Consider the following 13,885-nt stretch of genomic DNA (forward strand, 5'->3'; position numbering starts at 1 on the left):
GACTTTGCGTACCCGGGCCAACCGCGCCGAAGCCGAGCCCGGCCGGCCCCACCCCGACCACGCCAAGTCCCAGCACCCCGCCTCGCCTGCCCCAGCCCGCCTGGCGCAGCCCGCCGGGCGCAGCGCAGCCGGCCCAGCTCGTCTGGCGCAGCCCAACCCCGCCCTACAGCGGCCGAACTCGGCCCGGCCGGGCCGCCGCCCCGCCCCGCCGCGCCGACCGCCTTCTTGATCCACTCGATCGTGACTTTGCGTGCCCGGCGTGTCACCCCTTTGCCGCTGACCTGCCTGAGCAAGGATGCGAAGGACGCAAAATGAACAGTGGGCAGTTCCGTGCAGACTCGGCGCGCCTCGCACGTCAAGCCGACGCGCCGTTCTAACGTGGGCACCCACAACGGTGAAGAAGATCGGGGAGGCGAGAACAATGCGGGCGCTGCGAGTGGTCGGACTGCACGAGGACGGGAAGTCCATCGTGCTCGAAGACCCGGCGAGCCGTACTCGTTTCCTGCTCCCGGCTGATGAGCGACTGCGCGCGGCGGCGCGGGGTGACATCACCCGCCTCGGCCAGATCGAAATCGAGTTGGAGAGCCAGATGCGGCCACGCGAGATCCAGCAGCGCATCCGGGCCGGCGAGTCCGTCGAGCAGGTCGCCGCGGGCGCCGGTGTCTCGGCGCAGCGCGTCGAGCGCTACGCCTACCCGGTCCTGCTCGAGCGGTCCCGGACCGCCGAGCTGGCGCAGAGCGCCCACCCGGTCCGTGAGGACGGCCCCGACGTGCAGACGCTCGGTGAGGTCGTCGCGCACAGCTTCGGCGTGCGCGGCCACGACTACTCGCAGGCCACCTGGGACTCCTGGAAGGGCGACGACGGCCGCTGGGTCGTGGTGCTCCGCTGGAAGGCCGGGCGGTCGGACAACCGGGCGCACTGGGCGTTCTCGCCGGGCGCGCACGGCGGCACGGTGACGGCGCTGGACGAGAACGCCGAGGTCCTCCTGGATCCGAACGCGTACCGCGCCCCTCGCACGGTCCGCGCCTTGGCGCCGGCCCGCGAGACGGAGTTCCAGCCGACGCTGGATTCCGTGGTGCCGGAGCGCGCCGAGCTGCCGTCGGCCGAGCCGGACCCGGACGACGACACCCGCGAAATCCCGCGCGTCCCGGCGGACCCGGACGAGGACGCGGCGGTACCGGAGCCACGACCGAAGACCAAGAAGAACCACCCGATCGTTCCGTCCTGGGAGGACGTGCTGCTCGGGGTCCGCTCCCAGCGCGGCTGAGACCCCACCGCTCCAAGGCCACCCGAGGTGGCCTTGGAGCGCTAGTCCACCCGCGCCGCGAGTGTCTTCGGCGCCACGAGCCGGTAGGCCTCGCGCACGATCCGGCCGATCTCGCCCCAGTCGACGTCGACGTCCAGCCGGACCCCCAGCCAGCCGCGGTGCCCGACGTACGGCGGCCGGAAGAACCGGTCCGGCTCGGTGCGCACCAGTTCTTCCTGCACCCCCGGCGGCGCCGGGCACCAGAACGCGAGCACGTCGTCGTGGTGGTGGTCGGCGAACATCACGAAGGTCTTCTTGCCGCGCACGAACCACGTCGGCTCTCCGTGGCTGAGCCGCTCGGTCGTCTCCGGCAGGGCCAGGCACAACTTTCGCAAAGCGTCCAGCTGCTCCATCCCGCCAGGCTACGATGTCACGCTGAGGGAGGGATCGATCATGCACGGTGACCAGCAGGCCTGGCTCGTCCGCTTCGGCGAGCTGCGGTACCGCGCGTTCAGCGGCGCCCCGGTGGCCGAAGTGGCGCCCGCGCAGTGGGGCCTCGATCCGACGACCATCCGGCAGGCCGCGCACTCGCGCCGCTACCGCGAAACCGCCACCGGCCACGCCGGGGCCCTGCGGTTCGAGTTCGCGCCCGGGCTCTTCCCACCGCCGTTCGACCGCGGGCCGGGCACGGACGCCGACCGGCGGCGGCTCGCGAAGCTGCTCAGCGCGCAGGAGCAGTTCTGGGCGAGCTCGCGGCGGCTGCGGCTCGGCCGCGACGAGATCGGCAAGGCCGCGGCGGCGGCCGGGATGACCGTGGTCGCCGAAGCCGCCGACCCGACCGACCGGCTCCTGCTGCTGCGGCGGACCGGCCTGCCCGACGAAGAACTGCGGCCCCGCACGACCGGAGGGCGGCTCGACCTGAGCACGGTCCAAACCCTGGCCGGGGTCCTCGGCATCGCCGTGGTGACGGCGGGCACCTGGGTCGCGGCCACCGCCGAGCAGAAGTGGCCGCTCGTGCTGATCCCCGTCTACCTGATCGCCGCGGTGGCGGCGCAGTTCCTGATCCGGGGGATCGCCGGCCGGTCACCGCGCATGCCGTGGCTGGACGAACCGTTCGACGGCAGTGCCCAGGTGGTCGTGCTGCCGCCGCCGTCGGTGTCCGCCGAACTGCTCGGCGAAGTCGCTTCGCTCTACGGCTACTTCTCCGCCGGTCCGTGCGAGTCGACCCGCAACCACCTCGACCTGTTGTTCCGGAAGACGCGCCCCGGCCTGGTGTTCGGCACCCCGGCCCCACGGGTCATCCCGGCCTACGAGGTCCCGGCCGGGTCGCCGGACCGGGAACAGTGGCTGCGCAACCACCTCGACGGTCGCGACGAGCTGTGGGTGAGCGTCCGGCACGCGAAGCTGACGCCGGCCCGGATCGCCGAAATCGCCGGTGCCGAGGGGCTGCTCCCCGCCGCGGAATTCGCCGACAGCACCGATCGGATCGTGTTGCTGCGGCGCGGATCGCCGGTCCCCACGCCGAAGTTCCGGATGTCGTTCACCGGCTTCCTCGCCCCCGCGGGGTGGGCCGCGCTGTGCTTCGTCGGCGGGCTCTTGACGGCGACGCTGACCGGCGACGAGCGCATCGCCGCGATCGGCTTCGCCCTCACCGTGCTGGGGGTGCCGCCACTGCTGTGGGTGCTCCGGGCGTTCCCCCGCTCCGTGCGCGTCGGCTGGCTGGCGGGTGAGTTCGACGGCAGCACCAGCGTGACGTTCTTCACCGGCCAGTTCGGCGTTTCCCCCGAACTGGTCCGCCAGATCGCCGCGTTCCACGGCTACTTCTTCCGCAGCCAGACGGCGACCAGCGCCCAGGGCACGCTCGTGACCTACGCCAGGCTGCGCTAGAAGGCGATCACCAGCACGCCGATCCACGCGATCACGACCCCGCCCGCCGCACCGTAGGCGGCCCAGCGCAGGATCGGGGTGCGGCGGATCAGCCACAGCGACGGGGTGATCCCGGCCGTCACGATCACCGACGCCGCCAGGGCGAGCCAGCCGCTGGTCTCGCGGGCCAGCGTCGAGGCCAGCGCCAGCATGGCGACGACGACCACGGCCGCGATGAACGCCGACACGGTCAGCCCGGTCAGCCACGGCGTCGGCTCGCCGGGCGGGCCGGGCGGCCCGAGCACCGCCCGGACGAACCGGTGGCCGGGTTCGGTGGACGGCGGGGGCGGCTCGACGACGGTGTCGGCCCCGGTCACCGGATCCACGAACCGCACGGCCGTGCCCATCACCGAGGCCAGCCGGCCGGCCAGCTGGCGGCCACGCTGCGAGACCACCGCGCCCGCCTCCGCCCCCGGGTCGGCGGTGACCGCGGACGCGACGCGCGCCCACTCGTGCAGGGCCTGCGCCAGTTCGGCACCGATCGCGAGCTTGTGCGGGTCCACCTCGCGCGCGTGCTCCCCGCCCGGGCCGGCCAGCACGGCGCGCTCGCCGCGGATCCGCAGCTCCATGGTGCCCCTTTCCGCCTCGGAGACCAAAACTCTAGCCGTCCCGGGCCAGTTCGTAGAAGGCAATGGCGGCGGCCGTGGCGATGTTCAGTGAATCGACTCCCGCCGGCATGGGTATCCGGACGGCATGATCAGCCGCCGCGAGCGCCGTCTCGGTCAGCCCGGGACCTTCGGCGCCGAAGAGCAACGCCACTCGCCCGGGCGCGTGCTCACGCAGTTCGCGCAGCGGGATCGAACCCGGCCGCGGGGTGAACGCCGCGACGGCGAACCCGCGCGCCCGGAGGTCGTCGAGCCCGCCCGGCCAGTCCGTCAGGTGCCCGAACGGCACGCGCAGGACGTGCCCCATCGACACGCGCACGCTGCGCCGGTACAGCGGGTCGGAACAGCCGGGGCCGAGCAGCACGCCGCCGACGCCGAGCGCGGCCGCGTTGCGGAAGAGCGCGCCGAGGTTTTCGTGGTCCCCCACGCCTTCCAGCACGGCGACCGGGCCGGTGCCGCCGGTGACGTCGGGGACCGTCAGCGGCGCGGGCCGGTCGGCGACGGCGAGGATCCCGCGGTTGAGGTGGAAACCGACCACCTCGGCCATGGTTTCCGCGGAGGCGACGTACTGGGGCACGTCGAGCCCGGCCAGGTCCCCGGCCAGTTCGGCGAACCGCCGCTGCACGCCCAGCAGGGCACGGACCGGGTAGCGGGACGCCACCAGCCGGGACACCACGACGGTGCCTTCGGCGATGACGAGCCCCCGCCCGCCGGGCCGGTCGGGCCGGCGGTCCGCAGTGGACAGGTGGCGGAAATCGTCGACGCGGGGATCGCCGGAGTGGTCGATGTGGATCACGCCCATCCGCCCAGTCTGTCACCCGCTTGCCGGGGGGCTCACTCGTCCGAACGTCCGCCGTGATGTGGTGCGAACGGCGCCATTTTGCTTTCGGTTAACTGACCGTGACGGAGTGCACCAGTTTGGCCGCTAGCCCGGCTGCATCGCCTGTGTAACGGTTGTCCGCCGGGGCCTGAAACACGTCCTAGTCCACGCCGACACGAAGCAGGGATGGTCATGGGGATGGACCTCGAGGCTCAGTCGTTCAACACGCTGGACCGAGGAAGGTACCGCCGCAAGGTCCAGCGTTGTCTGGACACGCTGGCCCGCATGCTCACCGATGGCAGTTTTTCGTTCCCCCGCAAGAACATCGGCCTCGAAGTCGAGCTGAACCTGGTCGATCGCGAGCTGCGCCCGTCGATGACGAACACCGCGGTGCTGGAGGCGCTCGACGACCCGTCGTTCACCACCGAGCTGGGCCAGCACAACATCGAGCTGAACGTCCCGCCGCGGCCGCTGGCGGGCGATTCCGCGCTCCAGCTCGAAGACGACCTCCGCGCGTACCTCGACACCGCGACGACGAAGGCGCGTGACACCGGCTCGGCGCTGGCGATGATCGGCATCCTGCCGACGTTGAAGCACGAGCACTTCGACCAGAAGTGGCTCACCAACAAGACCCGGTACTCCTCGCTGAACGACCAGATCTTCGCCGCCCGCGGCGAACGCACGGTGCTCGCCATGGAAGGCGTGCCGCTGCCGGGCCAGCAGCCCGAACGCCTGCGCAGCTACGCGGAGTCGATCCTGCCGGAGGCCGCCTGCACCAGCGTCCAGCTGCACCTGCAGGTCGCGCCCGAGGAGTTCGCCGCGCACTGGAACGCGGCGCAGTGCCTGGCCGGGCTGCAGATCGCGCTCGCGTCGAATTCGCCGTTCCTGCTCGGCAAGGCGCTGTGGCACGAGACGCGGATCCCGCTGTTCCTGCAGGCGACCGACACCCGGCCGGAGGAGCTGAAGAACCAGGGCGTGCGGCCGCGGGTGTGGTTCGGCGAGCGCTGGATCACGTCCATCTTCGACCTGTTCGAGGAGAACGTCCGCTATTTCCCCGGCCTGCTCCCGGAAACCGACGCCGAAGACCCGATCGAGGCGCTCGACGCGGGTCAGGCGCCGAAGCTCACCGAGCTGCGCATGCACAACGGCACCATCTGGCGCTGGAACCGCCCGGTGTACGACGTCGTCGACGGCCTGCCGCACCTGCGCGTGGAGAACCGGGTGCTGCCGGCCGGCCCGACGGTGGTCGACACGGTGGCGAACGCGGCCTTCTTCTACGGCGCCCAGCGCGCGCTGGCCGAGGCGGAACGCCCGGTGTGGAGCCAGATGTCGTTCCAGGCCGCCGAGGAAAACTTCTACGCGGGCGCGCGGCGCGGCTTCGACGGGCAGCTGTACTGGCCGGGCATCGGCTGGATCCCGCCGGACGAGCTGGCGCTGCGCGTGCTGCTGCCGCTGGCCCACGAGGGCCTGCGCCGCTCCGACGTCTCCGACGAGGCCCGCGAGCGCTACCTCGGGATCATCGAGCGCCGGTGCCTGGCGCGGCGGACCGGCGCGACCTGGCAGCGTGACTACGTCCTGCGCGCCCAGGAACGCGGCCTGGACCGCGAGGCGGCGCTCAGCCTGATGCTGGGGCGCTACCTCGAGCTGTCCGAGGCGGGCGAACCGGTGCACACGTGGCCGGTGGCCGATTGACGCTAGCCTGGGCGGATGCCGAAGATTCTCGGTGAGTCGCTGGAGGCGCACCGGCGCGAGGTGCGGTCCCGGGTCTTCGACGTCCTGCGCGCGCAGCTCTACGAGCGCGGCTTCGACGCGATCACCCTCGCCGGCGTCGCGTCGGCGGCCGGGGTGGGCCGGACGGCGCTGTACAACCACTTCCCCGACAAGGAGAGCCTGCTCGTCGCCTTCGTCGAGGACGAAGCGGCCCAGTACGTCACGCGGCTGACCGAAGCCGTCGAGGCCCAGGCGGATCCGGTGGACCAGCTGGCCACGTTCGTGCGGCTGCAGCTGCGCGTGCTGGCCGAGTACCACATGCCACCGGGCACGGCGCTGGCGTCGGCACTGGCCCCGGCGGCGTACCGCCGCATCAGCGCGCACGCCGACCCGATCACCGACCGCCTGCGCGCGATCCTCGCCGGCGGCGTCGACCTGGGCCGCTGGCCGGCCGAGGACCCGGACGTCCTGATCCCGATGATCACCGCGGCGCTGGGCAACCGGACCCTGGTCGACGGACCCGCCGACCAGCTGGAGGACGTCGTCGAGGCGGCGGTGCGGTTCGTCCTGCGCGCGGTCGGCGCGACGGTTTAGGGTGGCCTAAGTCCGATTCTTGCCCTACGATCTTTCTGACAGCGTGTCAGATCGATCGCCGGGAGGCCTGCCCATGTCGGTGACCACGGACGCCCGCCCGTTTTCGGCGACCTTGCGCGCGTCGACCCTCGAAGTCCACGACCGGGCGAACTACTCGGCCTACATGCGCGCCCTGCTCGGCGGGGAACTGACGCGGGACGGCTACACCCAGCTGGCGATCCAGTACTACTTCATCTACGGCGCGATCGAGGCGGCGAGCGACGCGATGGCCGGCGACGGCGTCGGCGGCGAGTTCGTCTTCGACGAGCTGCGGCGCCTCCCGCTCCTCGAGCGCGACCTCGCCCACCTCGCCGGCCCGGACTGGCGCGCGACGATCTCGCCGCTGGCCGCCACTCGCGAGTACGTCGCCCGGATTCGCGAAGCCTCGACGTGGGCCGGCGGGTACGTGGCCCACCACTACACGCGCTACCTCGGCGACATCGCCGGCGGCCAGGTCATCCGGCGGACGCTCGAGAAGAACTACGACGTCGCCGAGGCGGGTGCGCTGTTCTACCACTTCGACGGCATCGGCAGCGCCCCTCGCTTCCGGGACCAGTACCGGGCGAAGCTGGACAACGCGCCCTGGGACGACGACGAGCGCGCCCGCGTGATCGAGGAGACACTGGTGGCGTTCGAGTGCAACGTCGCCGTGTTCGACGAACTGGCGCTGCGGCTCGACGAGTTCCGCGCCTGAATGATCGATCTCACAGCTCGTTGACCTCCACTTAGGTGCAGGTAGCAGGCTCGGTTTCGGGTGCCGGACCCTCGGGTACGCCACTTGAAGAGCCGCCGTCCCACGCAGTGACGGCCACCTGCCCCCGCTCGCCGCAAGGGGGCGTGTGCTACTAGGTTCGATACCGGAAACTTGTGTCGAAGACAGAAGGAGGGCCAATGGCCCGCTACGAGCTCCCCGATCTCGACTACGACTACAGCGCCCTGGCGCCCCACATCTCCGGCGAGATCAACGAGCTGCACCACAGCAAGCACCACGCGACCTACGTCAAGGGCGCGAACGACACGCTCGACAAGATCGCGGAAGCCCGCGACGCCGGTGACTTCGGCAACATCGTCGGTCTCGAGACGACGCTGGCCTTCAACCTGGCCGGCCACGCCAACCACGTCGTGTGGTGGAAGATCCTGTCGCCCGAAGGTGGCGACAAGCCGACCGGCGAGCTGGCCGCGGCGATCGACGAGGCGTTTGGCTCCTTCGACAAGTTCAAGGCGCAGTTCACCGCCGTCTCGACCACGATCCAGGGCAACGGCTGGGGCGCGCTCTCCTGGGACCCGATCGGCAAGACGCTGATCACCCAGCAGCTGCGTGACCACCACAACAACCTGATCCTGCCGACCGTGCCGATCCTGCTGGTCGACGTCTGGGAGCACGCGTTCTACCTGGACTACAAGAACGTGAAGCCCGACTACGTCAAGGCCCTGTGGAACATCTTCAACTGGGCGGAGATCAGCAAGCGCTTCGACAACGCCGTCGCGGGCGGCAACGGCCTGCTGCTCGGCTGAGTTTTCTCGTCGGCGGGGCCCTCCCTTGCGGGGAGGGCCCCGTTTTCGTCGCCGGGTGAAAATCCCTTGACCTCGAGTGCGGTCGAGGTGTTTCAGTGGGCGGCATGGACATCGACGCGTACTTGGACCGCCTCGGCGTCGCCCGCCCGGCCGCGCCCGACCTCGCGACGCTGCGCCACCTGCAGGAGCGCCACCTGTCCGCGGTGCCGTTCGAGAACCTGAGCAGCCACCTCGGCGAGCCCGTCGAGCTGGACGAGGACGCCCTGTTCGCCAAGATCGTGCACCGCCGCCGGGGTGGGTTCTGCTACGAGCTGAACGGCCTGTTCGTCGCACTGCTGCGCGAACTGGGGTACGACGCTTCACTGCACGCGGCGCAGGTCTTCCACGCCGACGGCACGCTCGGCCCGCCCCTGGACCACGCGGCGATCGTCGTTTCCCTGGAGGAGGACTGGCTGGTGGACGTCGGTTTCGGCCGGTTCTCCCGGCATCCGCTGCGGCTGTCCGCCGTGGACGGCCAACCGGACCCCGAGGGCGAGTTCCTGGTGCTGGACGCACCGCACGGCGACTTCGACGTCCTGCGGGACGGCGAGCCGCAGTACCGCCTGGAGCGCCGCCCGCGCCCGCTGGCCGACTTCATCCCGATGGCGTGGTGGCAGACGACGTCGCCCGAGTCCCACTTCACCCGCTCGCTGACGTGCTCCCGCCCGACGTCGCAGGGCCGGGTGACGCTGTCGGGCGACAAGCTGATCGAGACGGTCGACGGCGTCCGGAACGAGCTTCGCCTGCCTTCTTCGCAGGCGATCCGCGCGGCGTACCGCGTGTACTTCGGGATGACTCTGACGCACCTGCCGGTCCCGCCGGGCGGGAGTCCCTTGACCGACCGCGTGCGCCAGCCGGACACTGCGCTGATGTGAACGAAGCCCCGGCCTGGGGTTTTCCCAGGGCCGGGGCTCCGTCCGTTCCCGAACTGACTGCCGCTCCCACCACGAAGCGGACAAGCATGAGGTTAGCCTAACCTCATCTGCGCGGGCAAGAGAGCGGCGACAGAGACTCCGATCTCACTCTTCCGGGTGACATCGAGGCGGCTGGCCCCCGGTTTTTGTCGGTGGTCGCCGATACGGTCACGCCGTGAATTCGAACCGATACGTCCCGTCAGAACTTCGTCCGCTTGAGCACCCGCAGCCCCAGGCCGCGCTTCACCGGCCAGGAAATCCCGCCCCGCCGGATCAGCACCACCGCGCACACGACCGCGGCCACGGCCGAAACCGCGCCGCCGATGTAGAACGGAGACCGCCCGCCGAACTCCTGGGCCATCCACCCGACCATCGGCCCGCCGATCGGGTTGCCGCCGATCAGCACCAGCACGTACAAGCCCATCACGCGTCCCCGCATCTCCGGGCTGACCGACGTCTGCACCAGCGCGTTCGCGGTGTTGAGGAAGGTCATCGTGGCGAAGCCGAGCGGGATCAGGCCGAGGCCGAACGTCAGGTACGTCGGCATGAACGCGGTGAGCAGCTCGAACACGCCCAGGAAGAACGCGGACACCAGCATCAGCCGCACCCGCGGGCGCCCCTTGGTGCCCCGGCGGGCGGACATCAGCGCGCCGGTGAAGGTGCCGACCGCGACCAGCGTCGAGAGGAGGCCGTAGCCGTCGGCCGCGGTGTGGAAGACGTTCGCGGCGACGATCGGCAGCGAGCTGAAGTACGTGATGCCGAACGTGCTGACGAACAGCACCAGCACCATCACCGTCATCAGGTCCGACCGGCGGCGGACGTACCGCAGGCCCTCGGCCAGCTGGCCCTTCTCGCGCGGCACGGCCGCGACGCGGAACAGTTTGTCCGGGTTCATCAGGATCAGCCCGGTGATCACCGCGACCGTGCTGAGCGCATTCGCGATGAACAGCCAGCCGGTGCCGATCCAGGTGATCGCGAACCCGGCGATCGCCGGGCCGACGATCCGCGCCATGTTGAAGATCGACGAGTTCAGCGCGACGGCGTTCGTGACCTGGTCGCGGCCCACCATCTCGGCGACGAACGACTGCCGCGTCGGCACTTCCAGCGCCGCCGTCACGCCGAGGGTGAAGCACAGGACGTAGACGTGCCACAGCGCGGCGATCCCGCTCAGGTCGAGCACGCCGAGGATGACGGCCTGCGAACACGCCGCGACCTGGATCCAGGTGAGCAGCCGCCGCTTGTCGACGCGGTCGGCGAGGACGCCGGCCCAGAGCGAGAGGAACAGCGTCGGCGTGAACTGCAGCGCGACCGCGACCCCGAGGGCGATCGGGTTGTTGCCGCTGAGGGTGAACACCAGCCAGTCCTGGGCGATGCGCTGCATCCAGGTGCCGATGTTCGAGATGACCTGGCCGGTGAAGAACAGCCGGTAGTTGCGGACGCGCAGGGAGGCGAACATGCTGCCGCGCCGGGGTCCGGACGGTGGTGACGCGGACGGCGGTGCGGCCGATTCCCGGGTAGCAGTGGTCTGGATCGAACGCTTGGTTTCGCTACCCGTGGCCGTCACCGTGGTTAGTTCCCCGCCATCCTGTCTATGATTTCGGCGGCCTTGGAGAGCACTTCGAGCTCTTCGTCGCCGAGTTCCGCCAATTGCCGGTCCAGCCACGCCTCCCGCACGGAAATGGCCCTCCGAACGTAGGCCAGCCCGCTCTCGGACAGCTCGACGATGGCTTGCCTGCCATCGGTCGGGTGGGGGCGCCGCTCGACGAACCCCAGTTCCTCGAGCGCGGCGATCACCCTCGTCATCGAAGGTGGCTGGACGCCTTCCTTCGCGGCGAGCTGACCCGGGGTCAGCGCACCACACTTGTGCAGGGTGGACAGCGCGGCGACCTGCGTCAGCGTGAGGTCGTCCCCGACGCGCTGTGCCCGCAGCCGGCGGTTGAGCCGGACCACCGCGAGACGCAGACGGCTCGCCAAAGAGCGTTCGTGCGTGTCGCCGGACATATAGTTAGCATACCTTACGAAACTTCGCCGCGCGGGTGATCTCCGTCTATCCGCAACCTGGAACAGGGCCGTGCGTCTTCCCCAGGAGCAGAAACCTGGGGAGTCGGATGAACAAGAAGCTGGTGGGCTCGGCCGTGGTCGGCGCGGCGGTCCTGGCGATCGTGGTGGTCCAGTTCGCAGGCGGCGGCGAGGAAGCGCCCGCCGCCGCACCACCGCCGTCGCCGTCGATGCCGGCGACCACCACGCTGCCGTACCAGGGAACCCTGGAGGCCTACAACTTCCCCGATGTGGCCGGCGGGCGCGGCTGGTCGATCCAGATCCCGGTCCCGACCGGCTGGACAGTCACGCACGAGAACGACCGCGCGAGCTACCGCAGCGGTCAGCTCCTCCTGGAGACCGACAAGGTGCCGATCACGCAGGAGGACGCGCTGAGCGGGCTCAAAGCCGTGGCCGCGAAGGCGCACCAGACCGACTCGGTCGTCAAGCCCGTGGCCGCCGGTGACATCGGGGAAGGGGATGCGGCGGAATGGGACTACACCTACCTCCGCGACGGCTACCCCCTACGGGCCACCGTCATCGGGCTCGGCGCGGGCGACAGCCTCGTCACGATCCGCTACGAGGCGCCGCCCGCCGAATTCGACCGCAACCGCGGCGTGCTGGACGCCGCGATGAAGGTCAGTGCCGCGGGCTGATCAGCGGAACGCCGCCTGCAGCGGCCCGACCGCGAAGTAGGCGACGAACGCCAGCGCGATCACCCACATCAGCGGGTGCACCTGACGGGCCTTGCCGGTGGCGGCGCGGATCACGACGTAGCTGACGAACCCGGCGCCGATGCCGTTCGCGATCGAGTAGGTGAACGGCATGACGACGATGGTCAGGAACGCGGGCAGCGCGATCGAGTAGTCGGTGAAGTCGATGTCGCGGACCTGCGCCATCAGCATCGCGCCGACCACGACCAGGGCCGGCGCGGCCGCCTCGACCGGCACCACCTGGTAGAGCGGGGTCAGGAACATCGCGGCGATGAAGAGCACGCCGGTGACGACGTTCGCCAGTCCCGTCCGCGCGCCTTCGGCGATGCCGGACGCCGACTCGACGAACACGGTGTTCGAGCTGGCCGAGCCGAACCCGCCGGCCGCGCCCGCGAGGCCCTCGACGAACAGCGCCTTGCCGACGTTGGGGAGCTGACCGTCCGCCGGGAGCAGGTCGGCCTCCTTCGCGAGGCCGGTCATGGTGCCCATGGCGTCGAAGAAGTCGGCCAGGACCAGCGTGAACACGAGCAGGCAGACGGTGATGATCGGCAGCCGCGTCCAGGCGCCGAACGAGACGTCGCCGACCAGCGAGAGGTTCGGCAGGCCGAGCACCTGGTCCGGCAGCGCCGGGTAGCCGAGGTTCCAGCCCTTCGGGTTGGTGCCCTGCGACGGCCCGGCCTTGACGATCGCCTCGACGACGATGGCCAGCACGGTCGAGGTCAGCACGCCGATCAGGATCGCGCCCTTGACCTTCCGGACGACCAGGATGCCGGTGACCAGCAGGCCCACGACGAACACCGCGGTCGGCCACGAGGCGATCGAGCCGTTGATGCCCAGGCCGACCGGGACGGTGGTGTGCGCGGCGTCCGGCAGCCGCCGTACGAACCCGGCGTCGACCAGGCCGATCAGGCAGATGAACACGCCGATGCCGACGGCGATCGCCGACTTCAGCGCGGCCGGCACGGCCCGGAACACGGCGGTGCGGAACCCGGTGAGCACCAGCAGGACGATGATCACGCCCTCGATGACGACCAGGCCCATCGCCTCGGGCCAGGTCATCTGCGGGGCGATGGTGACCGCCACCAGGCTGTTGATGCCCAGGCCGGTCGCGATGGCGAACGGGTAGTTCGCGACCAGGCCCATGAGGATGGTCATCACGCCGGCGACCAGCGCGGTCACCGCGGCGACCTGCGGCACCGGGAGGATGCCGCCCAGGACGTCCTTGTGCGCGCCCGCGTCGCCGGCCGAGAAGCTGCCGATGATCAGCGGGTTCAGCACCACGATGTAGGCCATCGTGACGAAGGTGACCAGGCCGCCGCGCAGCTCGCGCGGCACGGTCGACCCCCGCTCGGTGATCTTGAAGAACCGGTCCAGTGTGGACGTCCCGGTGCGGGTCGTCTCCTGCTCCGCCATTCGCCCTGCCCATTCTCTCGCTGCTGCGGAGTACCCTTCACCACGTGAGTGAACCGATCAATCCACCGGAGGTTACGGGCTCGTTGCGGCACACGCCGGAGCTGCCCAAGAGGCTCACCGACCTGACGCCGGTGGTGATCGTAGGCACCTCGATCTGGGCTGTCGCGCTGGTGGTGCTCTTCTTCACGACTTCGGGGCTGTGGGTGCAGACCGCGCTGTCCGGTTTCGCGCTCGGCTTCGTCGGCCTGGCGATCATCGCCTGGCAGCGCGCCGCCGCCCGTCGCGGGTCGAAGTCGGCCCAGCGGCTCTGAGGC

The 13,885-nt window shown here is 70.6% G+C and carries 15 protein-coding genes; 9 read left to right on the forward strand and 6 right to left on the reverse strand.

The annotated features are described in order from the left end of the window. The first annotated feature begins 421 nt into the window (after positions 1–421). Positions 422–1,267 carry a septation protein SepH gene (gene sepH, locus AB0F52_RS02665; protein WP_360163808.1) on the forward strand — a complete coding sequence of 282 codons (846 nt, stop codon included), beginning with the start codon at positions 422–424 and terminating at the stop codon, positions 1,265–1,267. A 41-nt stretch (positions 1,268–1,308) separates the two neighbouring features. Here sepH and AB0F52_RS02670 read toward each other — a convergent pair whose 3' ends face one another. Then, on the reverse strand, positions 1,309–1,659 hold the full coding sequence (locus AB0F52_RS02670) for an MmcQ/YjbR family DNA-binding protein (protein ID WP_360163810.1): 351 nt from the start codon (positions 1,657–1,659) through the stop codon (positions 1,309–1,311). Positions 1,660–1,699: 40 nt separating this feature from the next. Between AB0F52_RS02670 and AB0F52_RS02675 the strand changes: the two genes are divergently transcribed. Next, positions 1,700–3,133, forward strand: coding sequence for a hypothetical protein (locus AB0F52_RS02675; RefSeq protein WP_360163812.1), 1,434 nt, complete (start codon positions 1,700–1,702; stop codon positions 3,131–3,133). On the opposite strand, the gene AB0F52_RS02680 is transcribed toward AB0F52_RS02675, so the two are convergent. Together AB0F52_RS02680 and AB0F52_RS02685 are read right to left on the reverse strand one after the other, a co-directional pair. After that, positions 3,130–3,741, reverse strand: coding sequence for a DUF2537 domain-containing protein (locus AB0F52_RS02680; protein WP_360163814.1), 612 nt, complete (start codon positions 3,739–3,741; stop codon positions 3,130–3,132). The two genes, AB0F52_RS02675 and AB0F52_RS02680, sit on opposite strands and share 4 nt — an antisense overlap. Positions 3,742–3,772: 31 nt before the next feature. After that, complete coding sequence (locus AB0F52_RS02685) at positions 3,773–4,579, reverse strand: RNA methyltransferase (RefSeq protein ID WP_360163816.1); 807 nt, start codon at positions 4,577–4,579, stop codon at positions 3,773–3,775. 210 nt (positions 4,580–4,789) lie between these two features. Between AB0F52_RS02685 and AB0F52_RS02690 the strand changes: the two genes are divergently transcribed. The 5 genes from AB0F52_RS02690 (at position 4,790) to AB0F52_RS02710 (ending at position 9,369) form a co-directional block, all read left to right on the forward strand. Further along, entirely contained in the window at positions 4,790–6,289 is a 1,500-nt protein-coding gene (locus tag AB0F52_RS02690; protein WP_360163818.1) for a glutamate-cysteine ligase family protein, read from the forward strand. Positions 6,290–6,304: 15 nt separating this feature from the next. Beyond that, complete coding sequence (locus AB0F52_RS02695; RefSeq protein WP_086844978.1) at positions 6,305–6,901, forward strand: TetR/AcrR family transcriptional regulator; 597 nt, start codon at positions 6,305–6,307, stop codon at positions 6,899–6,901. 73 nt (positions 6,902–6,974) lie between these two features. Beyond that, positions 6,975–7,634 (forward strand): biliverdin-producing heme oxygenase, encoded by a 660-nt coding sequence (locus AB0F52_RS02700; protein ID WP_360163820.1) that lies wholly within the window; start codon positions 6,975–6,977, stop codon positions 7,632–7,634. A gap of 197 nt (positions 7,635–7,831) precedes the next feature. Then, on the forward strand, positions 7,832–8,455 hold the full coding sequence (locus tag AB0F52_RS02705) for a superoxide dismutase (protein ID WP_103336673.1): 624 nt from the start codon (positions 7,832–7,834) through the stop codon (positions 8,453–8,455). Between the two features lie 104 nt (positions 8,456–8,559). Then, positions 8,560–9,369 (forward strand): arylamine N-acetyltransferase, encoded by an 810-nt coding sequence (locus AB0F52_RS02710; protein WP_360163822.1) that lies wholly within the window; start codon positions 8,560–8,562, stop codon positions 9,367–9,369. Positions 9,370–9,607: 238 nt separating this feature from the next. On the opposite strand, the gene AB0F52_RS02715 is transcribed toward AB0F52_RS02710, so the two are convergent. After that, entirely contained in the window at positions 9,608–10,864 is a 1,257-nt protein-coding gene (locus tag AB0F52_RS02715; RefSeq protein WP_360163824.1) for an MFS transporter, read from the reverse strand. Positions 10,865–10,977: 113 nt separating this feature from the next. Then, positions 10,978–11,409 (reverse strand): MarR family transcriptional regulator, encoded by a 432-nt coding sequence (locus AB0F52_RS02720; RefSeq protein ID WP_360163826.1) that lies wholly within the window; start codon positions 11,407–11,409, stop codon positions 10,978–10,980. Between the two features lie 107 nt (positions 11,410–11,516). On the opposite strand from AB0F52_RS02720, the gene AB0F52_RS02725 reads away from it, so the two are divergent. Further along, positions 11,517–12,101 carry a hypothetical protein gene (locus AB0F52_RS02725; protein WP_360163828.1) on the forward strand — a complete coding sequence of 195 codons (585 nt, stop codon included), beginning with the start codon at positions 11,517–11,519 and terminating at the stop codon, positions 12,099–12,101. On the opposite strand, the gene AB0F52_RS02730 is transcribed toward AB0F52_RS02725, so the two are convergent. Then, complete coding sequence (locus tag AB0F52_RS02730; protein WP_360163830.1) at positions 12,102–13,571, reverse strand: NCS2 family permease; 1,470 nt, start codon at positions 13,569–13,571, stop codon at positions 12,102–12,104. Between the two features lie 83 nt (positions 13,572–13,654). Between AB0F52_RS02730 and AB0F52_RS02735 the strand changes: the two genes are divergently transcribed. Next, positions 13,655–13,882, forward strand: coding sequence for a DUF2530 domain-containing protein (locus tag AB0F52_RS02735; protein ID WP_013230210.1), 228 nt, complete (start codon positions 13,655–13,657; stop codon positions 13,880–13,882). The last annotated feature ends 3 nt before the right edge of the window (positions 13,883–13,885 follow it).

The sequence above is a fragment of the Amycolatopsis sp. NPDC024027 genome (genome assembly GCF_040638975.1).
In the GTDB taxonomy this organism is placed as follows: domain Bacteria; phylum Actinomycetota; class Actinomycetes; order Mycobacteriales; family Pseudonocardiaceae; genus Amycolatopsis.